This is a genomic window from Aeromonas ichthyocola (genome assembly GCF_046087985.1).
Taxonomy (GTDB): Bacteria; Pseudomonadota; Gammaproteobacteria; order Enterobacterales; family Aeromonadaceae; genus Aeromonas; species Aeromonas rivipollensis.
Genome location: NZ_JBJSWH010000002.1, coordinates 340,017 through 362,969, shown reverse-complemented (window position 1 = coordinate 362,969; position 22,953 = coordinate 340,017). Strand labels below are relative to the sequence as shown.

Genomic DNA, 22,953 nt, shown 5'->3' with positions numbered 1-22,953 from the left:
AAAACGACTGTGGGGGAGGAATAAAGCTGGATTACTCCAGCTCGTCCATCAGGGCAACCAGCTTCTCAACGGCTTTCTGAGCGTCCGGGCCGTCGGCCTGGATGGTCACGTTGGTGCCTTTGGTCAGGCCCAGGGTCTGCAGCTTGAACAGGCTCTTGGCGCTGGCGGATTTGCCACCGGAGACCACAGTGATCTCGCTTTGGAATTCTTTGGCTTCTTTCACGAACTGAGCTGCAGGACGGGTGTGCAGGCCGTTTTCAGCAGTAATAACAACAGACTTCTCGTACATGGTTTCACCCCATATTATTGATATTGTGTGGAGAGATGGTCGCTAATGAGGCTTCCTGTCTCACCGTGTCAGTATGGATATGTTGTAAAGTAACGAAATCAGACCCGCAATGGTTTAATCCAGGTCAATTTTCTGTGCAGTATTCGGCGTCCAGGCTAAGTCTTTTCGTTATCGGGCTGAAAGCCGCGTCAGGACTGGCCTGAAATTAATTTATAACGAAAAATAACACTTTGTTACCTTGTGATACCTAGCCGGTAAACACCTCGTGACGCGGCACAGGATATGAGATTTATCACAGAATGTCTGCTTTTTTTGTCAGGCCCAAGTTTGTTATTTTACCCCAAAAAATAAGGGGCCGACTGACACTGATGGCTACTGAGTTTAGCGCATAATGAAAACGGCGCCCCAGAGGCGCCGTTGTTTTGATGTAAGACGATCAATTACTGCTGCAGTTCCTGCTCGCTGAACACGCCGGCGAAGAGGGCGCTGGAGAGGTAGCGTTCGGCGGCGCTTGGCAGCACGACGACTATGGTCTTGTCCTTGAACTCCGGCAGCTCGGCCAGACGGGCGGCAGCCACCACGGCGGCGCCTGAGCTTATCCCCGCCAGTATGCCTTCCTCTTCCATCAGGCGGCGAGCCATCTCGATGGACTCCTCGCTGCTCACCTGTTCGACGCGGTCCAGCAGCGTCAGGTCCAGGTTGCCAGGAATGAAGCCGGCGCCAATGCCCTGGATCTTGTGGGGGCCGGGTTTGATCTCTTCACCCGCCAGTTTCTGGCTGATGACGGGGGACTCGGCCGGTTCGACCGCGACCGAGATGATGGCCTTGCCCTTGGTCTGCTTGATGTAGCGGGAGACCCCTGTGATGGTGCCGCCGGTACCGACACCTGCCACAAACACATCCACCTCGCCGTCGGTGGCATCCCAGATCTCGGGGCCAGTGGTCTGTTCATGGATCTCGGGGTTGGCGGGGTTTTCGAACTGCTGCAGCAGCACATACTTGCCCGGCTCGGATTCCAGGATCTCGTTGGCCTTGGCGATGGCGCCCTTCATGCCCAGGGGCCCTTCGGTCAGCACCAGGTTGGCACCGAGCGCCTTGAGCAGCTTGCGGCGCTCCAGGCTCATGGTGGCCGGCATGGTCAGGGTGATGGGATAGCCACGGGCAGCCGCCACGAAAGCCAAGGCAATGCCCGTGTTGCCGCTGGTAGGCTCGATGATCTCCTTGCCCTGGGTCAATACGCCGCGTTTCTCGGCATCCCAGATGAGATTGGCGCCGATCCGGCACTTGACGCTGAAGCTCGGGTTGCGGCTCTCGATCTTGGCCAGCACGCGGCCCTTGGTAACACGGTTGAGACGAACCAGCGGGGTGTTGCCTATGGTCTGGCTGTTGTCCTCAAAAATTTTGCTCATGGTGCTATCCCTGTGTTTGTTAAGGCGATGAAACAAGATTACCCTGTGGTTTCTGAATGAGAAGTGACGAATCGTTATAACAATATGTTATTACAACATATAGAACTTATTCTCTCTCGCCGAAGGACCCTGAGGTTCTCCTGCGACCAAAGGAATGGATCTCATGGGATTTGCAGGAAGCGATCGCTATCTCGCATCAAGGTCACTGAGTATGGCCGTCAATGCCGCCATAGTGCTGGAGAAGCCGCTGCTGATCAAAGGTGAGCCGGGCACCGGCAAGACGGTGCTGGCCGAGGCGGTCGCCGAGTCGCTCGGTGCCGACCTCATCAGCTGGCACATCAAGTCCACCACCAAGGCCCAGCAGGGGCTCTATGAATACGATGCGGTGGCCCGGCTGCGGGACTCCCAGCTTGGGGATCCCCGGGTGGGGGAGATCCACCACTACATTCGTCGGGGCAAATTGTGGCAGGCGTTTTGCGCCGAGCAGCGCCCTGTGCTGCTCATCGACGAAATTGACAAGGCCGACATCGAGTTTCCCAACGATCTGTTGCTGGAGCTGGATCGGATGGAGTTCGACGTCTACGAGACAGGGGAGCGCATCAAGGCCCGCCAGCGTCCCGTGGTCATCATCACCTCCAACAATGAGAAAGAGCTGCCGGACGCCTTCCTGCGCCGCTGCTTCTTCCATTACATCCGCTTCCCCGACAAGGCCGAGATGCAGGCCATAGTCCAGCTGCACTATCCGGATCTCAAGGAGAGCCTGCTCGGCGAGGCGATGGAGCTCTTCTTCGAGCTGCGTAACGTGGAGGGGCTGCGCAAGAAACCCTCCACCTCAGAGCTCTTGGACTGGATCCGCCTGCTGCTGGCCGATGACATAGCCCCCGAGGCGCTGCGGAGCCGGGAGCCGGGCAAGCTGGTGCCCGCCCTCTATGGCGCCCTGCTCAAGACGGAGCAGGACTTGCACCTGTTCGAGAAGCTGGCCTTCCTGGCGCGCCGCGGCGGCTGAATGCTGATCGACTTCTTCACCCATCTGCGTCGTCACAAGCTGCCCTGCAGCCTGCGCGAGTTGCTGGATCTCCATGGTGCCCTGGCGGCCGGGCTCGCCTGCGTGGACATGGACGACTTCTATCGCTTGTCCCGCTGCCTGCTGGTGAAGGACGAGGCTCACCTCGATCGCTTCGATCGCGCCTTCGCCGAGTACTACCAGGGGCTGGAGGCCATCCCCCTGCTGCCCGAGACGCTGCCGGATGACTGGCTGCGCCAGGAGTTTGAGCGGCTGCTGAGCTCTGAGGAGAAAGCCTTGCTCAGCTCCCTCGGCGGGCTCGACAAGTTGCTGGAGACCCTCAACCAGCGCCTGCGCGAACAAAAGGCGCGCCACGCCGGCGGCAACAAGTGGGTGGGCACAGGGGGCAGCAGCCCGTTCGGCCATGGCGGCTTTCACCCGGAGGGGATCCGCATGGGAGGCGAGGGCCAGCATGGCAAGGCAACCAAGGTGTGGGAGGCGCGCCACTACCGCAACTTCAGCGACGACTCGCCGCTCGGCCAGCGGGCCATCCAGTTGGCCCTGCGCAAGCTCAGGCGCTGGGTGCGCAAGGGCAATCCCTCGGAGCTGGATCTTGACGACACCATCAGCAGCACGGCCCGCCAGGGCTGGCTCGATGTGAAGCTGCGCCCCGAGCGTCACAACGGGGTCAAGCTCTTGGTGTTCTTCGATGTGGGGGGCTCCATGGATGCTCACGTGGCCGAGGTGCAGCGCCTCTTCAGTGCCCTGCGCCACGAGTTCAAGCACCTGGTGTTCTTCTATTTTCACAACTGCCTGTACGACTTCGTCTGGCAGGACAACAGCCGCCGCGCCCAGGAGCGCCTCGATACCCTGAGCTTGCTGCGCACCTACGGCAGCGACTATAGGGTGATTTTTGTGGGGGACGCCAAGATGGGCCCCTACGAGATCACCTGGCCCGGCGGCAGCGTGGAGCAGTGGAATGAGGAACCCGGCCAGGTGTGGTTCGAGCGCCTGCAGCACCACTTCCCCAGGCTGGTGTGGATCAACCCGGTCCCCAGGCAGGAGTGGCTCTGGCACCCCTCCATCAAGTTGATGAATGACGTGATTGGCGGGCGCATGCACCCGCTGACCCTGGCTGGTCTCGCCGCAGCGATCGATCAGCTATGAACCTCTGACCCCTAAAAAACAGACAAGCCGGGATTGCACCCGGCCAGGAGCAAAGATGACCTCTATCGTAATCAGTGGCTCAGGCCTCTATACCCCGCCCTTTGCCGTCAGCAACGAAGAGCTGGTGGCGGCCTTCAACCAGTATGTGGATCTCTACAACGAGGAGAACGCCTCCGCCATCGACGCCGGTCAGCTGGACGCCAAGCAGCATTCGAGCTGCGAGTTCATCGAGAAGGCCTCCGGCATCAAGAGTCGTTATCTGGTGAGCAGGGAGGGGGTGCTGGATCCCGATATCATGCAACCGCTGCTCCCCGAGCGTCCCGATGACCAGCCCTCCATCATGGTGGAGATGGCGGTGGCGGCCGCCGAGCAGGCACTGATCGCCGCCGGTCGCGAACCCGGCGAGATAGATCTTGTCATAGTGGCGGCCTCCAACATGCCGCGTCCCTACCCGGCGCTCTCCATCGAGCTGCAGCACTATCTGGGGGCGAGCGGCATGGCCTTTGACATGAACGTGGCCTGCTCCTCCGCCACCTTCGGCATCAAGACGGCGGCGGATCTGCTGGCGGCCGGCACCGCCAGACTGGCCCTGGTGGTGAATCCCGAGATCTGCTCGGGGCATCTCAATTTCCGCGATAGAGACAGCCACTTCATCTTCGGCGACGCCTGCACCGCAGTGCTGCTGGAGCGGGAGGCCGACTGCAAGGTAGCCAACCCCTGGCAACTGGTGGCGAGCAAGCTGGTGACCCAGTACTCCAACAACATCCGCAACAACTTCGGTTTCCTGAACCGCTTCAGCCCGCGCACCCGCTATGGGGATGACAAGCTGTTCCGCCAGCAGGGGCGCAAGGTGTTCAAGGAGGTGCTGCCCCTGGTGTGCGACCAGATAAGCACTCAGCTCGATGAGCAGGGGTGGGCGGCAGACTCTTTAAGCCGGCTCTGGCTCCATCAGGCCAACCTCACCATGAACCAGTTCATCGGGCGCAAGCTGCTGGGCCACGACGCCAGCCAGCAGGAGGCGCCGGTGATCCTGGACAGCTATGGCAACACCAGCTCGGCGGGCTCCGTCATCGCCTTCCACCTGTTCAACCAGGACTTGCCGAGCGGGGCCCGCGGTGTGCTCTGCTCCTTCGGCGCCGGTTACTCCATCGGCAGCCTGCTGTTGCAGCGCCTCTGATTGCCGCCATCCGGCGGCGGCAGCAAAAAACCACCCGGGCGGGTGGTTTTTTTATGGGCCTGGGCTGGCGAAGATCAGGCGGGCTCTATGGCCGATACCAGGCAGTCGGGCTCGCTGATGCGAAAACGCACATTGAGGTCGAACAGCCTGACGCCGTACTCCTTGTCGTCCGGCTTGCCCTTCTTGTAGGCGGGGCGGGGATCCTGGGCCAGTACCTCGCTCACCAGCTGGCGCAGCTCGGGGTGGGCCTTGAGCCAGGGTATGAGCTGCTGCTCCACCTCCGGGGTGAAGCTCACCGACAGCGGCGGTGTGGGGGCCTCGGGGGCGAAGCCACCCCGGGCGTGGGGCAGGCTGTCGGCGTAGGGAATATAGGGCTTGATATCGACCACTGGGGTGCCGTCCAGCAGATCCACGGCGCCGAGATCGAGCCACAGCTTGCCACGCTCTCGGCCCACCCCGTGCAGCTCGACCACGGAGAGGCCGAGGGGATTGGGGCGGAAAGTGGAGCGAGTGGCAAAGACCCCGACCCGCTCGTTGCCGCCGAGGCGCGGCGGACGCACCGTCGGGTGCCAGCCCTGGGCCATGGTCTGGTGAAACACGAAGCTGAGCCAGAGGTGGGAAAACTGCTCTATGTCGCGCAGCACGTCCGGCTGATCGTAGGGAGGCAGCAGCTCCAGGCGGGCGCGGGCCGATTTGACCAGGCCGGGCTGGCGGGGGATGGCGAACTTCTCCTTGTAGGGAGAGCGGATGATCCCTAGGGTGTCGATGTCGAACTTCATGGCGGATCCTGGCTGAAAACCCCGGCAATGTATCACAGCCGGGCCGAAAACGCAGGCGTCGCCACAGGAGGGAGCCCTTGCCGCCCGCTGTGATCCCGGTCGCAGAGCGCGGCATCTGAGGCTGTGCCCTGGGGCCAACTTGCGTAGGGTGGGGGGAAGAAAGGGATTGGCCGAGGTCATGGCGCCGCGGCACACAGGAGAGACAGGGATGAAACTGCTTATTATCGGCGGCACCGGGTTCTTGGGCCGCCACCTCACCTCGCTGGCCCTGGATTGGGGTCATGAGGTGACGCTGTTCAATCGGGGTCACCGCCAGCACCCTGACTGGCGCGAGCTGACCCAGCTGCAGGGGGACAGGGATCATAACCTGGATCCCTTGCTGGGGGAGGGACTGCACTGGGATCTGGCCATAGACACCTGCTGCTATGACCCAGCACAGGCGGCCAGCCTCTCGGCGGCCCTGCTCGGGCGCTGCGAGCGGCTCATCTTCATCTCCACCATCAGCGTCTATCGTGACTTTGCCCGTCCCGAGATGGACGAGTCGGCGCCGCTGCACGAAGTAGCCCCCGGCGAGTCAGCCAGTGACTACGGTCCGCTCAAGGTCTTGTGCGAGGCCGAGTATCGGGCCCGCTGGGGGGATCGGCTCTGCATACTGCGCCCCGGCGTGCTGTGCGGCCCCTTCGACCCGACCGGCCGTCTGGCCTGGTGGGTGCAACGGGTGCAACAAGGAGGAGCCTGGCTGCTGCCGGGGGAGGGGCAGGACAGGCTGCAATACCTGGATGTGCGCGACTGCGCCGAGTTCGTGCTGCGGGCCGCCGAACAGCGGCTGGAGGGCTGCTTCAACCTCGTCAAGCCCGGCATCTTGCTGGTGGACTGGGTGGAGCGTCTGGCGGCCCGCCTGATACCGGCCTCCCCCCTGCAACCTGAGTGGACCCCCTGGCCCGCCCTGATCGCGGCCGGGGTCGAACCCTGGCAGAGTTATCCCACGCTGTTGCCCAACACCCAGACCGAGTTTGCCGGCTATGGCAGCATCAGCGCCGAGGCCGCCATCGTTCATGGCCTGAACTTCCGGCCGTTGGAGGAGACGGTGGCCGATCTGGTTGCGTGGCTGGCGAGCAACGAGCAGACGCCCCTGGCTGGCATGACCCTGGCCGAGGAGGCGGCGTTGCGGCAGCGGGTGCGGGAGTTCTCGCCGTCATAGGTCGGCAGGGGGAGCGCAGAGGCAAACGAGAGAGGGCACCCCGGGGTGCCCTCTCTCGTTTTTCCCTGGCGTCAGCGCAATTGTGCGCCGCAGCCGACCAGCAGCTCTTTCAAGATGCTGCGATGACAGCGGGACTCCTGCTCGCAATAACAGCCTACCGACAGCTGGGTATGGTGGGAGAGGGCCGCCAGCAGCGCCAGATCGTGGCGGGCAGCGGGGCTGGCCATCTCGGCCTTGTACTGCTTGCAGAAGGCGGCCCACTGGGCCGGGGTCTCGGCGGCCTGGCCCAGCTTCATGGTGTCGGGACTGGGGGCCAGGTTGGGGAACCAGACGTCGTACCAATCCTGGCTGGCAAAGTCGCTCTTGGGCACGCCGCGAGGCGGACGGCGCACTGTGCCGATGCGCAAGCCTTCACCCTCGAGACGAGGGCTGCCGAGGCGGACTATGGCGATTGCCATGCCGAGACCTTACTTCTCTTCGGCCACTTTCAGCGCCTGGCCGTAGCAGATCACCTGCTTCAGGCAGCCCGGCACGTCGCTGAATTCGGCGCACTTGTCGAAGCTGACGCCGTTGCCGCCCATGTCGGCCACGCGGCGGCGCGCCAGGGTGCGTGCCTCACCGGAATTGGGCACCGCCTGGTTGGCGTCGGCCTGGCAGGATTCGCCCTCGACTGTGCCGAGGTAGAGATAGTTGAGGTCGGCGAGCTGGTTCTGCTCATAGATCCGGACGCCGCCCGGCTTGAAATACTCGTCGAAGTTTTCCTTGTCCAGATTGCTGTTGAAGGCGAAGTCGGCACAACCGGAGGCAATCAGGGGCATCATCAGGATCAGGCGTTTCATGTCGAGGTCTTGTTGAACAGTGAGGGGGCCATTATAGGGGTCAGTCGCTGCCTGCGACCAGCCCCATTTTTCGCCCGGGAGGCGAGGTGTGACGGGGATCTTGGCACTATCCACAAGAGAAGGGGCACATCAGTGCCCCTTGTTCATTTGCTTTCATCAGGCGGGAGCCAGCCGCTGGTGCAGGCTGCGGTAGTAGTCATCTTCCAGCAGTGCCTGGTGCGGGGCGCAGAGGCGGATCTTGCCCTCTTCCATCAGGGCCACCCTGTCCATCTGCTCCAGCCCCAGCAGGCGGTGGGAGATGAGCAGCAGGGAGCGCTCTGCCCCCAGCTTGAGCAGCAGGGCCATGATCTCCCGCTCGGTCTGGCTGTCGAGGCCTTCGGTCGGCTCATCCAGCAGCCAGAGCGGGGCGTCGTGCAGCAGGGCGCGGGCTATGCCGATGCGGCGGCGCTCGCCGCCGGAGAGGGGGCGGCCGCCATCCCCGAGCCAGGCGTCCAGCCCGCCCTCGGCCTCTTCATCCTCGCCTGCCAGCAGGGTGGTGAGACCCACCTGGGTGAGGACTTCGGTCAGCCGCTCGTCGCTGGCGTCGGGGGCGGCCAGCTTGAGGTTGCCTCGCAGGGTATCGGCAAACAGATGCACCCGCTGGCTCACCACTGAGCAGGAGGCGCGCAGGGCCCCTTCGCCATACTGGGTCAGCGGCTTGCCATCCAGCAGTATCTCGCCGGTCTGGGCCGTCCACTCCCGGGTCAGCAGCCCCATCAGGGTGGACTTGCCACACCCTGTCTGCCCCAGCAGCGCCAGCTTCTCGCCGGGGTTCAGTTGCAGGGTGCAGCCTCGCAGCACGGGGCCGTCCTGGCCCGGGTAGGCGAAGTGGAGATCCCGTATCTGCAAGGCGCCTTGAGTCGCGGGCGCTTGCTCCTCTCCCCACTCTGGCGCCTTGGCCTCTTGCAGTATCTCGTTGAGACGACGGGCCGAGGTGAGGCTGGTGGAGAGGTGCTGGAAGGCACCCGCCAGGGGCAGCAGCGCCTCGAAGCTGGCCAGGGTGGCGAACACCATGAGCGCCGTGATGGGGTCCGGGGTGCCACCGCCGACGCCGTGACCGGCGAGCCACAGCATCAGGGTCAGGGTCCAGCCGCTGAGCAGCTGCACCGAGAAGCTGGCGAGGCCGCTCACCCTGGCCATGCGGGCCTGGGCCTGGATCAGGGCCTGCTCGGCCTGTTGCAGCTCGGCCAGCGCCTTGGGGGCGGCGGCGAACATCTGCAGCTCGGCATGGCCGTCCAGGTAATCCACCATGCGGGTGCGCATGGTGGATTTTTCGGCGATGAGTCGACGACCGGGGGCCCGACCGGCGAAATAGAACACCAGCGGCAGGGCCAGCATACCGAAGAGCAGTATGGCCCCCAGGGTCAGCGCCAGGCGGCTGTCAAAGAAGGAGAGGAAGAACACCAGCCCGGCGCAGCTGAGCAGGGCCGCCCCTATGGGGGTGACGAGGCGCAGGTAGACGTGATCCATGGCGTCGATGTCGGCCACCAGACGGTTGAGCAGATCCGCCTGACGAAAACCGGCCAGGGTGCCGGGGGAGAGGGGGGAGAGTCGCTGCCAGAACCAGACTCGCAACCGGGTGAGCACCCGGAAGGTGGCGTCGTGGCTCACTACCCGCTCACCCCAGCGGCTGGCGGTGCGCACTATGGAGAAGAAGCGCACCCCGCCGGCCGGAGTCATGTAGTTGAAGGTGTCCCGGCTGGCGACCGCCAGCCCCGCCACGGCAGCGGCGGAGAGGAACCAGCCTGATAAAGAGAGCAGCCCCATCCCGGCCACCAGGGTGACCAGGGACAGCAGCAGGCCGAGGGAGAGGCTGAGCCAGTGCTGGCGGTAGAGACGCAGGAACGGCAGTAGATCAGTCATCGAGAGAATCCCCTGAACGTTGGGACAGCAGACGGGCGAAGGGCCCCTGTGCCTGGCAGAGTTGTGCGAAGTGGCCTTGCTCCACCAGCTGGCCGCGCTCCAGCACCAGTATGTTGTCCATCTGGCTGAGCTGATCGAGGCGGTGGGTGATCATCAGCAGGGTCTGGCCCACTGCTGCCTGTTCGAGTGTGCTCATGATGGCACGCTCGGAGTGGCGATCCAGGCTGGCTGTGGGTTCATCCAGCACCATCAACTGGGTGGACTTGAGCAGGGTGCGGGCCAGGGCGAGGCGCTGGGCCTGACCGACGGAGAGGCCACCGGCCTGATCCCCGACCGGATAGTCGAATCCTTTCTCCTTGGCAAATTCCCAGGCCTGGGCCCGCACCAGGGCGGCTTCCAGCTCGGCATCGCTGGCCGTGGGCCTGGCCAGCAGCAGGTTGTCTCTCAGGGAGGCGTGGAACAACTGGGGGTTCTGGGAGAGCCAGCCCAGTTGCAGCCTCCACTGGCTCATGTCCAGCTCGGCGAGCTCCTGGCCGTTGACGCAGAGCGAACCGCGATAGGGGGCAAAGCCGAGCAGGGCGTTGACCAGGGAGCTCTTGCCCGCCCCGCTGATCCCGACCAGGGCGGTGCGCGTGCCTGCCTCAAGGGTGAAATCTATGGGGCCGACCAGCACCTTGCCCTCGGCGCTCAGCACCTCCAGGGCATGGGCCTCCACCCTGATGGGACCATCGGCCTGGAAGGGGGCACTCCCTGAAGCCGGTTCGCTGACCTCGGCCTCGAGAAACTCCAGCAGCTGCTCGGCGGCGCCTATGGCCTGCGCCTTGGCGTGGTAGTGGGCGCCGAGTTCCCGCAGCGGCGCGTAAAACTCGGGAGCGAGAAACAGCACGAACAGGCCGGTAAAGAGCGTTACCTTGACGCCATAGTTGCCAAAGTTGAGGTGATCTATGTAGGAGAAGCCGAAGTAGACCGCCACCAGGGCCACCGCGATGGCGGCGAAGAACTCCAGCACGGCCGTGCTCAGGAAGGCGAGTCGCAGCACCTCCATGGTGCGCTCCCGAAAATCTTCCGAGGCGTCGCGAATGGCTTCACCCTCCGCCTGGGTGCGCATGAAGAGCTGCAGGGTACGCAAGCCCTTGAGGCGATCGAGGAAGTGGCCGGAAAGCCGTGCCAGGGACTGGAAGTTGCGGCGGTTGGCATCGGCGGCGCCGACGCCCACCAGGATCATGAAGAGCGGGATGAGGGGCGCTGTGCCGAGCAAGATGATGCCGGCGGCCCAGTTGACCGGGAACACGGCCACCAGGATCACCAGGGGGATGAAGACGGCTATGGCCATCTGGGGCAGATAGCGGGAGAAGAACTCCTGCATGTCTTCAATCTGCTCGAGCAGCAGGCTGGCCCAGCTGCCGGCGGGGCGGCGCTGGATATAGGCAGGGCCGAGGCGGGCGAGGCGGGTGAGCACCAGCTCGCGGATGGCCTGGCGCACCGCACTGCCCGCCTTGAAGCTCGCCACCTCACGGCCATAGGCCAGCGCGGCCTTGGTCAGGGTCACCAGCAGCAGGGTAATAAAGAGGGGAATGGACTGCTCGGGCGTGGTGCCCTCTATGATGAAGCCGTGGAGCAGGGTGGCCAGCAGCCAGGCCTGCATCACCATCAGTATGCCCTGACCCATGCCCAGACCAATGGAAAGGCCGATCCAGCGCCGGCCATGGCCCGATTGTTTGCGCAACCAGCCATAGAGATGTTTCTGCTTGTTCTTGTCCATTACCACCCTCCTCGGTCGAGTGGCGCAAGACTATCGTCGCCCCCACGGCTTGGCAACCTCGCAGATCCGGGAGTGTGAACGTCTTTGTTTGAAAAAGCAGCTTCATGCTCAATAGTTGGTCGAACAGCTTGATTTATGGCAAAAAACACGAAGGCGGTGATTGCGCTCGTCGGCAAAATGCATATAGTAGAGGCCACTGACGCGGGTGTAGTTCAATGGTAGAACGGTAGCTTCCCAAGCTGCATACGTGGGTTCGATTCCCATCACCCGCTCCACATTCTGATACCCGGTACCTGTCCCGTCTCGTTGCTGCCTCCTTCTGGCACGTCTCTTCAGACGCCGATTCCATACCTTGTATCTACAGCGTTCTTGATGCCTAGCGGGCATCGTATAATGGCTATTACCTCAGCCTTCCAAGCTGATGATGCGGGTTCGATTCCCGCTGCCCGCTCCAGCTTTCATGCAAAAAGCCCACTCGACTGAGTGGGCTTTTTGTTTTGGCGGGCTCGCGCGGTGGCGCCCGCCATAAACAGAAGAGGCGCCCACAGGCGCCTCTCGCTTCACCGGGCAGGGGGTTATTCCTGCTCCAGCTCGCCACAGAAGCGGTAACCTTCGCCATGAATGGTGGCGATGATCTCCGGGGTGTCGCCCACGCTCTCGAAGTGCTTGCGAATGCGGCGTATGGTGACATCCACTGTACGGTCGTGGGGCTTGAGCTCACGGCCCGTCATCTTCTTGAGCAGCTCGGCACGGGTCTGGATCTGGCCCGGGTTCTCGCAGAAGTGCAGCATGGCACGGAACTCGGAGCGGGGCAGCTTGAACATGTCGCCCGCCGGGCTGACCAGGGCACGGCTGTTGATGTCCAGCGCCCAGCCATTGAACAGGTAACGCTCCACCAGCTTCTTCTCTTCGCCACCGGCGGCCACGTTCATGGTGCGGCTCAGCAGGTTGCGGGCACGAATGGTCAGCTCGCGGGGGTTGAACGGCTTGGTGATGTAGTCATCGGCGCCTATCTCCAGCCCCAGGATCTTGTCCACTTCGTTGTCACGGCCGGTCAGGAACATCAGGGCTATGTTGTCATCTTCACGCAGCTCGCGCGCCAGCAGCAGGCCATTCTTGCCCGGCAGGTTGATGTCCATGATCACCAGGTTGATGGTGTGGCTGGTCAGGGCTTGATGCATCTCGTCGCCATTGTTGGCTTCCAGCACTATGTAGCCTTCGGCCTCGAAAATGCTCTTGAGGGTGTTGCGGGTGACCAGCTCGTCTTCGACGATCAGAATATGTGGTGTTTGCATGAGTATTCCCAGATTCTTATCAGTTAATTATCGAAATTTTAACACTCTTTGGCGTTATCCGACCGGTCCTGAAAATTTATTACGTCATCCTGGGTATGAATATCAGGTCGAATCATCGCGAATTTGGTATCTATGTTGGCAAACATCCCTGTGCCGCACATAGGCTCTCAACAAGTCTGATCGAGAGAAGCCTGGAAGGGTAGTCCATTACAAAAGTTGCTGCATTTTATCAGTTAACAGGCGCATAACAACACTCTTTGCCGTCAGATAGCAACTTTTTAACTCAGGTTTGATATAAGTCAATCCCGAGGTTCGCTGCATCATACTTGGGCTGGCCCGCTTTTTCGCCCTTAAGAAATGTAATGGGATGCAACATGTGGTTGACATGACTTTGTGGGAAAACTACAGAAATGTGTGTTTTATTGCCCCCTTCGCCCCGCCCCCCTGGCCTGCCTACGCCATCGTCACGGCATGGAATCCGGCCAGCCGCTGGGTGGGGATGCGCCGCAACACCCGGCGTCAACGTGCCTTGTCACGCCAGCTTGCCGATGCGCTGGTGATGGGGCCCGTGTGGGGCAGCGATCCGGATGAGTGCTGGCAGGAGGCGTCCCTGTTGCTGCGTCTCCCTCGGGCCGAAGCCATGCGGCTGGCCGCCCGCTTCGGGCAGAACGCCCTCTACTGGGTGGAGGAGGGGGAACTCTGGCTGGTGCCCGTCCTGCTGAAGGGGGCGCCATGCCACCTTGGCAAGCTGGCTTCCCGCTGGACTCTCAGATCCTCTGCATGATGAGAGGCTGTACGGGTCACACCATACGGGGATAGCGGCGGCTCGCTGGATTGTCAGCCTGTCCACATGATGAAAGAATGAGCGGACTCATTCACTCCATGGAAGGATGCTGACAATGCTGGATCTACTGCCCGACCTTTGCGATCAACATGGCGATGCCCTGCAGGTGGCAGAGCCGCTGTTTCACGACTATGGCGGCAAGCCGCTGTTTTACGGCCAGGCGGTCACCCTCTCCTGCTTCGAGGACAACAGCCTGGTGCGCGAACTGGTTAACCGTCCAGGTCATGGCAAGGTGATGGTGATCGATGGGGGCGGCTCCCTGCGCCGGGCGCTGCTGGGGGACCAGCTGGCCATCAAGGCGGTGGAGCAGGGATGGGAAGGGATCCTTATCCACGGCGCCGTGCGGGATCTGGGTACCCTGGCGACGCTGGCGTTGGGGGTCAAGGCACTGGCGGCCTGTCCGGTCAAGACCGAGAAACGCGGACAGGGGGAGCTGGATGTGGTGCTGTCGTTTGCCGGGGTCAGCATAGCGCCAGGGGATTATGTCTACGCCGATCTCAATGGCGTGCTGGTCAGTGGCGCCAGGCTCCTCTGATCCCTCAGAAGTTGAAACCTACCCCCAGGGTGAGGAAGTGCTCTGTGCTGAAGGCACTGAGGCCGTAGTTGGCCGTGATGGCCAGCTGCGGCGTCACCAGCAGGCTGCTGTTGAGCTCCACCAGGGTGCTGGCCTTGCTCACTTCCAGCTGTTTGAGCTGGCTGCCGATGTTGAGTGAGGGGGAGAGGCGGTAGCGCACCCCCGAGCTGATATTGAAACCGGCCTGTTCGCTGTGGCGCCCCACTGCGGGCCCGGCTCCATGTAAAGAGGCTGATGTCATCCTCTACCGGATACTGGTAGCCGGTGTTGATGAGCCAGATATCGAAATTGTCGCCGGTATGGGTCTGATTGCCGAGCAATACGCCGGAATAGCTTTTCACGTAGAGCTGGCTGTCTGATTCGGTCTGGAGAAAACTCCAGTCGGCAGCCTGGGCCGAAAAGGCGAGGCTTGATGCGAGTGCGATGACGAGAGACTTGACCATTCGTTTCCCCTCCCTGGGTCCGAACAGGACTACAAGCATGGCACATGCCAGCAGGGAGTAAAGGGAACCCCGATCACAATAAAAGAGTTTTAATCGACGCCAGAGTCGTGCTAAACAAGCCCCCTCACTCTGTGTCTTCACGACTTTCTCCATCACGAGGTGAACTCATGAACAAGAAACTGACCCTGCTGGCCGCGCTGGCCCTGGGAGGCTGCGCCATGGCAACGGGTTCCACCCTGGCAGAGCTGCAAGCATCTACCTGGCAGCTGCAAGGGGCGAGCGGTGACACCTTCACCCTGCAGGTCGCCGGTGACAAGGTGGCGGGCAAGGGCGGCTGCAACCGCTACTTTGGCGGCATCACCCAGCAGGGCGACGGCGTATTGACGCTGGGCGCCATGGGCTCGACGCGCATGATGTGCGCAGGGGATCTGGCTGGCAAGGAGATGAACTACCTGCAGACGCTGGAGAAGGTGGCGAGCTTTCAGATAGATAAGCGGCAAACAGCTGGTGCTGAAGGATGCCGGCAAGGCCACGCTGCTGACCTTCGATGCGGTGAAATAAGCAGGCTTGTCGTCAGGGGCTGTCGCAGCCTGACGCCAGAAAAGGGACGCCACGGCGTCCCTTTTTGCTGCTTCAACCGGGCTCATCCCCCCCGTTGAAAACGAAAGCGCTTCTTGCGCCTGTAGGGATAGACATCCTCGAACACCCCCTCCTTGATGTTGCCCTGCAGCATCTTCCAGTAGTTGGCATCGAACAGCTCCTTGTGTACCTGCATCATGATCTCCCGCACCTGGGGCTTTTGCAGCAGGAAGGTGGCGAACTCCTCGGGGAAGATGTCGTTCGGGGCCACCGAATACCAGGGCTCGGCGCTCCACTCGTCCTCCGGGTAGCGCGGCGGCGGGATCTGGCGAAAGTTGCACTCCGTCATGTAGCAGATCTCGTCGTAGTCATAGAAGACCACCCGGCCGTGGCGGGTCACGCCGAAGTTTTTAAACAGCATGTCACCCGGGAATATGTTGGCCGCCGCCAGTTGCCGGATAGCGTTGCCGTACTCCTCCAGAGCGAGCCGGGTCTGCTGCTCGTCCGCCTGATCCAGATAGAGGTTCAGCGGGATCATCTTGCGCTCTGTGTAGAGGTGCTTGATCACCAGCTTGTCGGCGGTGATGGTGAGGGCAGAGGGGGCCACCGACTTGAGCTCGGCCAGGAGCTCGGGGGAGATGCGGTCCAGGGGAAACTCGAAGTTGGTGAACTCCTGGGTGTCGGCCATGCGGCCCACCCTGTCGTGCTGTTTCACCAGCCGGTATTTCGCCTTCACCTGCTCGTGGCTCACATCCTTGGGCGGGGTGAACTCGTCTTTGATCACCTTGAACACCACATCGTAGGAGGGGAGGGTGAACACGCTCATCACCATCCCCTTGATGCCGGGGGCGATGACGAACTGCTCCCGGCTCTGGGCCAGGTGCTGCTGGTAGTGGCGATAGAGCTCCGTCTTGCCGTGCTTCTGGCAGCCGATGGCGTTGTAGATCTCGTAGTCCGGCTTGCGGGGCATGATCTGGCGCAGGAAGAGCACGAACAGGGCCGGCACAGGGGCATAGACCATGAAGTAGGCGCGGGCGAAGCCGAATACGATGGAGGCCAGCTCAGGCTCGAAGATGACGGTGTCCACATAGATGCTCTGGCCCGTGCTGAGCAGGGGCAGGATGAAGGGATGCACCTCGCCTTTAACCCGAATGAGCCCCACCAGATAGGCCCCCTTGTTGCGGTAGAACACCTCCTTGAGCAGCTCGATGGCGAACGGCTCCTCGTGCAGTATGGCCGGGCCGCTCTCCGCCAGATGGCGATGAATGTCGATGATGTCCCGTTGCTTGTCCTCAAAGGGCAGGGTGAAGCTGTAATCCCCGAGCAGCTGGCTCAGGGTCTGGGGCAGGTGGGCAAGGTCGGTGCGATAGACCCGCAGCAAGGCGCTCAGATCCGGGTGCTCCCCCCGGCTGCGAAAGGGGTGGATGTAGAGGTTCTCGTCGCGGATGTTGCGATGGCGGAAGATCCGGCGATAGACGGAGTTGAAGAAGGACTCCGCCACCTCGAAGTTCTCACAGCGGGGCAGCAGATCGCTGAAGGCCCCCTTCACCTGCTTGAGCAGGGCCTGGGTCGGCAACTGCTCCCCCATCATCTGCTTGATGAGGGCCGTGGTGGCGCCGACGTGATGATCATAGAGGCGAATGCGCTCGCGCCCGGCGAGCTGCACCCCCAACCAGTCGCTGTTCTCGAAGCGGCTCTTGCTGCCCTGGGTTATCTCGAGAAAGCGGCTGTAAAACGATTCGAAACGCTGCAAGATCGTCTCGGCGACCGCCTGTTCCAATGGCTGCTGCATCTCTCTCTTCCTTGTGATGTATCGGGCCCATGGCGTCTGTGCCGGTAGGTCGGGGGCTCACTCGTCCGGCCACTATGGCAACATCCAAACATCTGTTCAAGTGGCAATGTTCGGGGATAAACGGTAGATTGCGCCCCTGTTTTGCCGGCGGTTTGCTGCAGTTCGCGGCGCTGGCCCTGTTCAGGAGAAACCCGATGAAACTCTATTTTGTACTGGTTGCCCCCGCTCGTGCGGCGAACGTGGGTGCGGCCGCCCGCGCCATGAAAACCATGGGCTTCGATGCCATGCGACTGGTGGGGAGCCGGGTACACGAAGAGGAGGAGGCGAGCTGGGTCGCCCATGGCGCCCAGGAGATCCTGGCCGAGGCAGAAGCCTTCGACACCCTGGAAGCGGCCCTGGCCGACATGGATCTGGTGATCGCCACTACGGCCCGCCAGCGCGGTCGCTACCAGCACTACCTGACGCCGGGGGAGATCCGCGACCAGATCCGCGCCAAGCCTTCCCTTGGGAAGGTGGCCATCGTGTTTGGCTGCGAGGAGTCGGGTCTCTCCAACGAGCAGCTTGCCCAGGTGGATCTCATCAGCTACCTGCCCCTCAAGGTGAGTTATCCCTCTTTGAATCTGGGGCAGGCGATCATGCTGTATGCCTACGAGATGAGTCCGCTGCTGGACGAGCCCCAGGCGGTAGCAGAAAATTTTGATGGTGCCGGGCAGGTTCGCGTACTCAAATCAAAAACAGCAGAATTACTTGGTGAACTCGGAGTTTCTCAGGATGAAAAACTGCATCAATGGGTAATGGACCGAGTGCCCATGCTGCCACAGCGGGATCTGAATATGCTGCATCTGCTCTGCAAAGACCTTGCGCGCCGATTTGGGCGTGAGTAGCAAAGAGGTTTAGGTTGACAGCCCAAGGTCCGGCAAGGTATTGCTAACAACCAGTTTCGTTCAAGAGTGTTCGTCATGCAGCTATTCACCAACATCACCACCACCATTATTACCGGTACCACCACAGGTGGCACTGGGGCCGGTTGATGCGCTGACGAACAAGCACTGAAATCTTAAAAGGCCCGTACCCACCCAGTACGGGCCTTTTTGTTGGATTGGTTTTTAGATTGAATTTCATAGATTTACAGGGAGAGAAAGCGATGAGAGTGTTGAAATTTGGCGGGTCGTCACTGGCCGACGCAGAGCGTTTCTTACGGGTCGCCGATATTGCGGTGAACACCCACGGCCAATCCCAGGTTGCCCTGGTGCTGTCGGCACCGGCCAAGGTGACCAACCACCTGGTCGCCCTGGTGGAGCAGACCAGTCGCGGCATGGATGCAAGCGCCACCCTGTTCGAGATCAACGGCATCTTCTCCCGCCTGCTGGCGGGCCTGAAGGCGGCCTACCCGGCGCTGGATGACAAGGCGCTGCAGTCTCGTCTCACCAATGAGCTGGATCAGGTCGAGCGCCTGATGCAGGGCATCCGCCTGCTGGGCCTCTGCCCGGACAACGTCCAGGCCCGCATCCTGAGCCGGGGGGAGAACCTCTCCATCGCCTTCATGCACGAGCTGCTGCGGGTCCGTGGCCTCGAGCTGGATCTCATAGTGCCGGAGCAGTTGCTGGTGACCGACGGCGGCTACCTCGAAGCCCATGTGGACATCGAAGCTTCCCGCCTGCGCTTTGCCGCCAAAGGCTTGCGCACCGATTGCCTCTACCTAATGCCGGGCTTCACCGGTGGCAGCGACAAGGGCGAGACTGTGCTGCTGGGCCGTAACGGCTCTGATTACTCCGCCGCCGTCTTGGCCGCCTGCGTGGACGCCGAGTGCTGCGAGATCTGGACAGATGTGGAAGGTTGCTACAACTGCGACCCGCGCCTGGTGCCGGATGCCTATCTGCTGAAAACCCTCTCCTATAAAGAGGCGATGGAGCTCTCCTATTTCGGCGCCAAGGTGCTGCACCCGAAAACTATCGCCCCCGTGGCCCAGTTCCACATTCCCTGCCTCATCAAGAACAGCTTCAACCCGCAAGGGCCGGGCACCCTGATCGGGGTCGATCAGGGTGATGATGACCTGAAAGTGAAGGCCATCTCGGATCTCTCCGGCATGTGCATGTTCAACGTCTCCGGCCCCGGCATGAAGGGCATGGTGGGCATGGCCGGTCGCATCTTCTCCGCCGTCTCCCGCGCCGGGGTCAGCATAGTGCTGATCACCCAGTCATCCTCCGAGTACAGCGTCAGCTTCTGTATCCACAGCTATGACAGCGACAAGACTCGCAAGGTGCTGGAGCGCGAGTTCGAGCTGGAGTTCAAGAACCAGCTGCTGGACCCGCTCGAGATCATGAGCGATCTCGCCATCATCTCCCTGATCGGGGATGGCATGCGCACCAGCAAGGGGATGGCGGCGCGCTTCTTCACCTCCCTGGCCCAGGCCTCCATCAACATAGTCGCCATCGCCCAGGGCTCGAGCGAGCGCTCCATCTCGGCGGTGGTGCGGGATCGCAAGGTGGCGGAAGCCATCAAGGCGTGCCATCAGAACTTCTTTGGCAGCCAGCAGTTCATCGATCTCTTCGTGGTCGGTGTGGGCGGCGTCGGTGCGGCGCTGGTGGATCAGATTGCCCGCCAGCAGCCGGTGCTCGCCGAGCAGGGCACCGGCCTGCGGGTGGTCGGCATCGCCAACAGCCGCCAGATGGCGGTCAACAAGGATGGCCTGAGCCTCGCCAACTGGCGTGAACAACTGGTGGAGGCTCGTGACAGCTTCAGCCTGGAAGCGGTGAAGAAGCTGGTGGAAGAGAGCCACCTCATCAATCCGGTGATCGTCGATTGCACCTCGAGCGAGGCGGTCGCCGTTCAGTACGCCGACTTCCTGGCCGCCGGTTTCCACGTGGTCACCCCGAACAAGAAGGCCAACACAGGGTCGCTGGATTACTACAAGGCGCTGCGCCGCACCGCCCGCCAGACTCGCCGCAAGTTCCTCTACGAGACCAACGTGGGCGCTGGCCTGCCGGTCATCGAGAACCTGCAGAACCTCATCAAGGCCGGTGACAAGCTGCGTGCCTTCGACGGCGTCCTGTCCGGGTCGCTCTCCTTCATCTTCGGCAAGCTGGACGAGGGGATGGCTTTCTCCGAGGCGACCAAGATTGCCCGTGGCAACGGCTTCACCGAGCCGGATCCCCGCGACGATCTGAACGGCATGGACGTGGCTCGCAAGCTGCTGATCCTGGCCCGCGAGGCCGGCATGGCGCTGGAGCTTTCCGATGTGGAAGTGGAGCAGGCGCTGCCACCTGGTTTTGATGTGAGCGGCGATGTGGAGTCCTTTATGGCTCGTCTGCCCGAGGCCGATGGCTGGTTCCGCGATCAGTTCGCCCTGGCTCAGAGCGAGGGCAAGGTGCTGCGCTACGTGGGCTCCATCGAAGGAGGCAAGTGCAAGGTCGCCATCAAGGCGGTCGGTGCCGACGAGCCCCTGTTCAAGGTGAAAGACGGAGAGAACGCGCTCGCCTTCTTCTCCACCTATTACCAGCCCATCCCCCTGGTGCTGCGCGGCTATGGCGCAGGAACCGAAGTGACTGCCGCCGGCGTCTTCGCCGACGTGCTGCGCACCCAGAACTGGAAGCAGGAGCTGTAACATGAGTTCAGTGATGAACCCCGATTTTGAACAAGATGCCATGGTGCAGGACGGCAGCGTGGTCGCCTATGCCCCGGCCTCCAGCGCCAACCTGAGCGTGGGATTCGATGTCCTGGGGGCGGCGCTTGCCCCCGTGGATGGCTCCCTTCTGGGGGATCGCGTCCAGGTAAAGGCTGCCGATGTGGCGTTCGCCCTCTCCTCCGTGGGCCGCTACGCCCACAAGCTGCCGGACGATCCCAAGAAGAACATCCTCTATGACTGCTGGCTTGCCTATGGGAAGGTCCTGGAGAAGCGCGGCCTGACCCTCAAGCCGCTGGCGATGGTGCTGGAGAAGAACCTGCCGGTGGGCTCGGGTCTGGGCTCCAGCGCCTGCAGCGTGGTGGCGGCGCTGGAAGGGCTCAACGCCTTCCACGGTGAGCCGCTTGATGAGCACGACATGCTGCTGCTGATGGGGGAGATGGAAGGCAAGATTTCCGGCTCGGTTCACTACGACAACGTGGCCCCCTGCTATCTCGGCGGCATGCAGCTGGTGCTCGAAGAGCACTGCGTCATCAGCCAGGGCATTCCTGTGTTCGAGCAGTGGTACTGGGTGGTCTGCTACCCGGGCACCGTGGTTTCCACCGCCGCCGCCCGCGCCATACTGCCGGCCCAGTATCGTCGTCAGGATTGCCTCACCTATGGCCGTCGGCTGGCCGCCTTCGTGCACGCCAGCTACACAGGGCAGGAGGGGCTGGCGGCGAGCGTACTCAAAGACGTGATTGCCGAACCCTACCGCGCGGCGCTCATCGAAGGTTTCAACGAGGTGCGAGCCCAGGCGGCTCAGAACGGGGCCCTGGCCACCGGCATCTCGGGCTCGGGCCCCAGCGTCTTCGTGGTGATGAAGGATCTGGCCCAGGCCGAGCGCATGAAGGATTGGATGGACGCACATTTTGTGCAGAACGAAGATGGATTTGCCCGGGTCTGCAAACTGGACATGGCCGGGGCACGGGTAACAGGAAGCGAGCTATGAATCTTTACAATATCAAGGACAAGAGTGAACAGGTGAGCTTCGCCCAGGCGGTGCGTCAGGGTTTGGGCCGCGAGCAGGGGCTCTTCTTCCCCGAAACCATCGCGCCCCTGGCCGATGTCGATGCCCTGCTGGACTTGCCGCTGGCCGAGCGCTCCGCTCACATCATCAGCCACCTGCTGGGGGACGAAGTGCCCTTGCCTAAGGTCAGCGAGCTGATCGACGCCGCCTTCACCTTCCCGGCGCCCCTGGTGAAGCTCAAAGACGGCACCTATGCCCTCGAGTTGTTCCACGGTCCGACCCTGGCGTTCAAGGACTTCGGCGGCCGCTTTATGGCCCAGTGCCTGGCCACCTTCCGCACCAACGACAAGATCACCATCTTGACCGCCACCTCCGGCGACACCGGCGCCGCCGTGGCCCACGCCTTCTATGGCCTGGAGGGGATTGAGGTGGTCATTCTCTATCCCAAGGGCAAGATAAGCCCCCTGCAGGAGGCGCTCTTCTGCACCCTCGGCGGCAACATCCGCACCATCGCCATCGACGGCGACTTCGATGCCTGCCAGGCGCTGGTCAAGGATGCCTTCGATGACCAAGGGCTCAAGACCGCCATCGGCCTCAACTCCGCCAACTCCATCAACATCAGCCGCCTGCTGGCCCAGGTCTGCTACTACTTCGAAGCCCTGGCCCAGCTGCCAAAAGCTGACCGCGCCAAGGCAGTCATCAGCGTGCCGTCCGGCAACTTCGGCAACCTTACCGCGGGTCTCATCGCCAAGGCGCTGGGGCTGCCGGTGAAGCGCTTTATCGCCGCCACCAACGCCAACGACACAGTGCCGCGCTACCTGAAGACCGGCAGCTGGGAGCCGCACCAGACGGTCGCGACCCTGTCCAACGCCATGGACGTGAGCCGCCCCAACAACTGGCCGCGCGTGGAAGAGTTGTGCCGCCGTGAAGGCTGGGCGCTGGAGACCTTGGGCTCTGGCATGCGCAGCGATGCCGAGACTCGCGATGCACTCAAACGCCTGCACCAGCTCGATTACCTGTGCGAGCCCCACGGCGCCATCGCCTGGGATCTGCTGAACGAGCAGCTCGCCGAGGACGAGGTAGGGGTCTTCCTCTGCACCGCCCATCCTGCCAAGTTCAAGGAGTCGGTGGACGAGATCCTGGGGTTGGATGTGCCGCTGCCGGGGCCCCTTGCCAAACACGCAGTCCTGCCGCTGCTGTCCCACAACCTGCCCGCAGACTTTGGCCGCCTCAAGGCCTTCCTGCTCGGTTAAGCACCCATGAAAAA

19 protein-coding genes, 2 tRNA genes and 2 pseudogenes are annotated in these 22,953 nt (G+C 62.3%); 13 read left to right on the top strand and 10 right to left on the bottom strand.

Going from position 1 to position 22,953, the window contains the following annotated elements:
* Positions 1-31: 31 nt before the first annotated feature.
* Positions 32-289: an HPr family phosphocarrier protein gene (locus ACF2JD_RS06370; protein ID WP_005303128.1), complete on the bottom strand. Its 258-nt coding sequence runs from the start codon at positions 287-289 to the stop codon at positions 32-34.
* Between the two features lie 440 nt (positions 290-729).
* Complete coding sequence (gene cysK / locus ACF2JD_RS06365) at positions 730-1,698, bottom strand: cysteine synthase A (protein ID WP_106886198.1); 969 nt, start codon at positions 1,696-1,698, stop codon at positions 730-732.
* A 163-nt stretch (positions 1,699-1,861) separates the two neighbouring features.
* Here cysK and ACF2JD_RS06360 point away from each other — a divergent pair, with 163 nt between their 5' ends.
* The 3 genes from ACF2JD_RS06360 to ACF2JD_RS06350 are packed head-to-tail and all read left to right on the top strand — an operon-like array spanning position 1,862 to position 5,045.
* A complete protein-coding gene (locus ACF2JD_RS06360; protein WP_106886199.1) occupies positions 1,862-2,704 on the top strand; it encodes an AAA family ATPase in 843 nt (280 codons plus the stop codon).
* Positions 2,705-3,868, top strand: coding sequence for a VWA domain-containing protein (locus tag ACF2JD_RS06355; RefSeq protein ID WP_440987030.1), 1,164 nt, complete (start codon positions 2,705-2,707; stop codon positions 3,866-3,868). It begins immediately after the preceding gene.
* A gap of 55 nt (positions 3,869-3,923) precedes the next feature.
* Entirely contained in the window at positions 3,924-5,045 is a 1,122-nt protein-coding gene (locus ACF2JD_RS06350) for a beta-ketoacyl-ACP synthase III (RefSeq protein ID WP_440987029.1), read from the top strand.
* 74 nt (positions 5,046-5,119) lie between these two features.
* Here the strand turns inward: ACF2JD_RS06350 and tsaA are convergent, their stop codons facing one another.
* Positions 5,120-5,824, bottom strand: coding sequence for a tRNA (N6-threonylcarbamoyladenosine(37)-N6)-methyltransferase TrmO (gene tsaA / locus ACF2JD_RS06345; protein ID WP_440987028.1), 705 nt, complete (start codon positions 5,822-5,824; stop codon positions 5,120-5,122).
* A 208-nt stretch (positions 5,825-6,032) separates the two neighbouring features.
* On the opposite strand from tsaA, the gene ACF2JD_RS06340 reads away from it, so the two are divergent.
* Positions 6,033-7,025, top strand: a complete 993-nt coding sequence (locus tag ACF2JD_RS06340) for an NAD-dependent epimerase/dehydratase family protein (protein ID WP_106886203.1) — start codon at positions 6,033-6,035, stop codon at positions 7,023-7,025.
* Positions 7,026-7,096: 71 nt separating this feature from the next.
* Here ACF2JD_RS06340 and ACF2JD_RS06335 read toward each other — a convergent pair whose 3' ends face one another.
* From ACF2JD_RS06335 to cydD, 4 genes are all read right to left on the bottom strand, one after another.
* On the bottom strand, positions 7,097-7,483 hold the full coding sequence (locus tag ACF2JD_RS06335; RefSeq protein WP_440987027.1) for a DUF488 domain-containing protein: 387 nt from the start codon (positions 7,481-7,483) through the stop codon (positions 7,097-7,099).
* 9 nt (positions 7,484-7,492) lie between these two features.
* A complete protein-coding gene (gene rcsF, locus ACF2JD_RS06330) occupies positions 7,493-7,864 on the bottom strand; it encodes an Rcs stress response system protein RcsF (RefSeq protein ID WP_440987026.1) in 372 nt (123 codons plus the stop codon).
* Between the two features lie 156 nt (positions 7,865-8,020).
* Entirely contained in the window at positions 8,021-9,766 is a 1,746-nt protein-coding gene (gene cydC / locus ACF2JD_RS06325) for a heme ABC transporter ATP-binding protein/permease CydC (protein WP_440987025.1), read from the bottom strand.
* Positions 9,759-11,528, bottom strand: coding sequence for a heme ABC transporter permease/ATP-binding protein CydD (gene cydD / locus ACF2JD_RS06320; RefSeq protein ID WP_440987024.1), 1,770 nt, complete (start codon positions 11,526-11,528; stop codon positions 9,759-9,761). The genes cydC and cydD overlap by 8 nt, the downstream gene beginning before the upstream one ends.
* A 201-nt stretch (positions 11,529-11,729) precedes the next feature.
* Here cydD and ACF2JD_RS06315 point away from each other — a divergent pair.
* Both ACF2JD_RS06315 and ACF2JD_RS06310 read left to right on the top strand, forming a co-directional pair.
* Positions 11,730-11,803, top strand: a tRNA-Gly gene (locus ACF2JD_RS06315).
* A 104-nt stretch (positions 11,804-11,907) separates the two neighbouring features.
* A tRNA-Gly gene (locus ACF2JD_RS06310) sits at positions 11,908-11,982 on the top strand.
* Positions 11,983-12,103: 121 nt separating this feature from the next.
* On the opposite strand, the gene arcA is transcribed toward ACF2JD_RS06310, so the two are convergent.
* The gene (gene arcA / locus ACF2JD_RS06305; RefSeq protein ID WP_010673581.1) at positions 12,104-12,823 is read right to left on the bottom strand and encodes a two-component system response regulator ArcA; all 720 of its coding nucleotides are present in this window, start codon (positions 12,821-12,823) and stop codon (positions 12,104-12,106) included.
* Positions 12,824-13,208: 385 nt separating this feature from the next.
* Here arcA and ACF2JD_RS06300 point away from each other — a divergent pair, with 385 nt between their 5' ends.
* Together ACF2JD_RS06300 and ACF2JD_RS06295 are read left to right on the top strand one after the other, a co-directional pair.
* Positions 13,209-13,607, top strand: coding sequence for a DUF3293 domain-containing protein (locus tag ACF2JD_RS06300; RefSeq protein ID WP_440987023.1), 399 nt, complete (start codon positions 13,209-13,211; stop codon positions 13,605-13,607).
* Positions 13,608-13,722: 115 nt separating this feature from the next.
* A complete protein-coding gene (locus ACF2JD_RS06295) occupies positions 13,723-14,202 on the top strand; it encodes a putative 4-hydroxy-4-methyl-2-oxoglutarate aldolase (protein ID WP_025327745.1) in 480 nt (159 codons plus the stop codon).
* Between the two features lie 4 nt (positions 14,203-14,206).
* Here the strand turns inward: ACF2JD_RS06295 and ACF2JD_RS06290 are convergent.
* Positions 14,207-14,684: pseudogene (locus ACF2JD_RS06290) on the bottom strand (hypothetical protein).
* A 167-nt stretch (positions 14,685-14,851) separates the two neighbouring features.
* On the opposite strand from ACF2JD_RS06290, the pseudogene ACF2JD_RS06285 reads away from it, so the two are divergent.
* Positions 14,852-15,245, top strand: a pseudogene (locus ACF2JD_RS06285) (META domain-containing protein).
* An 82-nt stretch (positions 15,246-15,327) separates the two neighbouring features.
* Here ACF2JD_RS06285 and aceK read toward each other — a convergent pair.
* A complete protein-coding gene (aceK, locus tag ACF2JD_RS06280) occupies positions 15,328-17,055 on the bottom strand; it encodes a bifunctional isocitrate dehydrogenase kinase/phosphatase (protein ID WP_111910042.1) in 1,728 nt (575 codons plus the stop codon).
* A 194-nt stretch (positions 17,056-17,249) separates the two neighbouring features.
* On the opposite strand from aceK, the gene ACF2JD_RS06275 reads away from it, so the two are divergent.
* The 4 genes from ACF2JD_RS06275 (at position 17,250) to thrC (ending at position 22,939) form a co-directional block, all read left to right on the top strand.
* Positions 17,250-17,939: a tRNA/rRNA methyltransferase gene (locus ACF2JD_RS06275; RefSeq protein WP_440987022.1), complete on the top strand. Its 690-nt coding sequence runs from the start codon at positions 17,250-17,252 to the stop codon at positions 17,937-17,939.
* A gap of 260 nt (positions 17,940-18,199) precedes the next feature.
* Entirely contained in the window at positions 18,200-20,659 is a 2,460-nt protein-coding gene (gene thrA, locus ACF2JD_RS06270; RefSeq protein ID WP_394294521.1) for a bifunctional aspartate kinase/homoserine dehydrogenase I, read from the top strand.
* Positions 20,660-20,699: 40 nt separating this feature from the next.
* Positions 20,700-21,668: a homoserine kinase gene (thrB, locus tag ACF2JD_RS06265; protein WP_440987210.1), complete on the top strand. Its 969-nt coding sequence runs from the start codon at positions 20,700-20,702 to the stop codon at positions 21,666-21,668.
* A complete protein-coding gene (gene thrC, locus ACF2JD_RS06260; protein WP_440987021.1) occupies positions 21,665-22,939 on the top strand; it encodes a threonine synthase in 1,275 nt (424 codons plus the stop codon). Before thrB ends, thrC begins: the two co-directional genes overlap by 4 nt.
* The last annotated feature ends 14 nt before the right edge of the window (positions 22,940-22,953 follow it).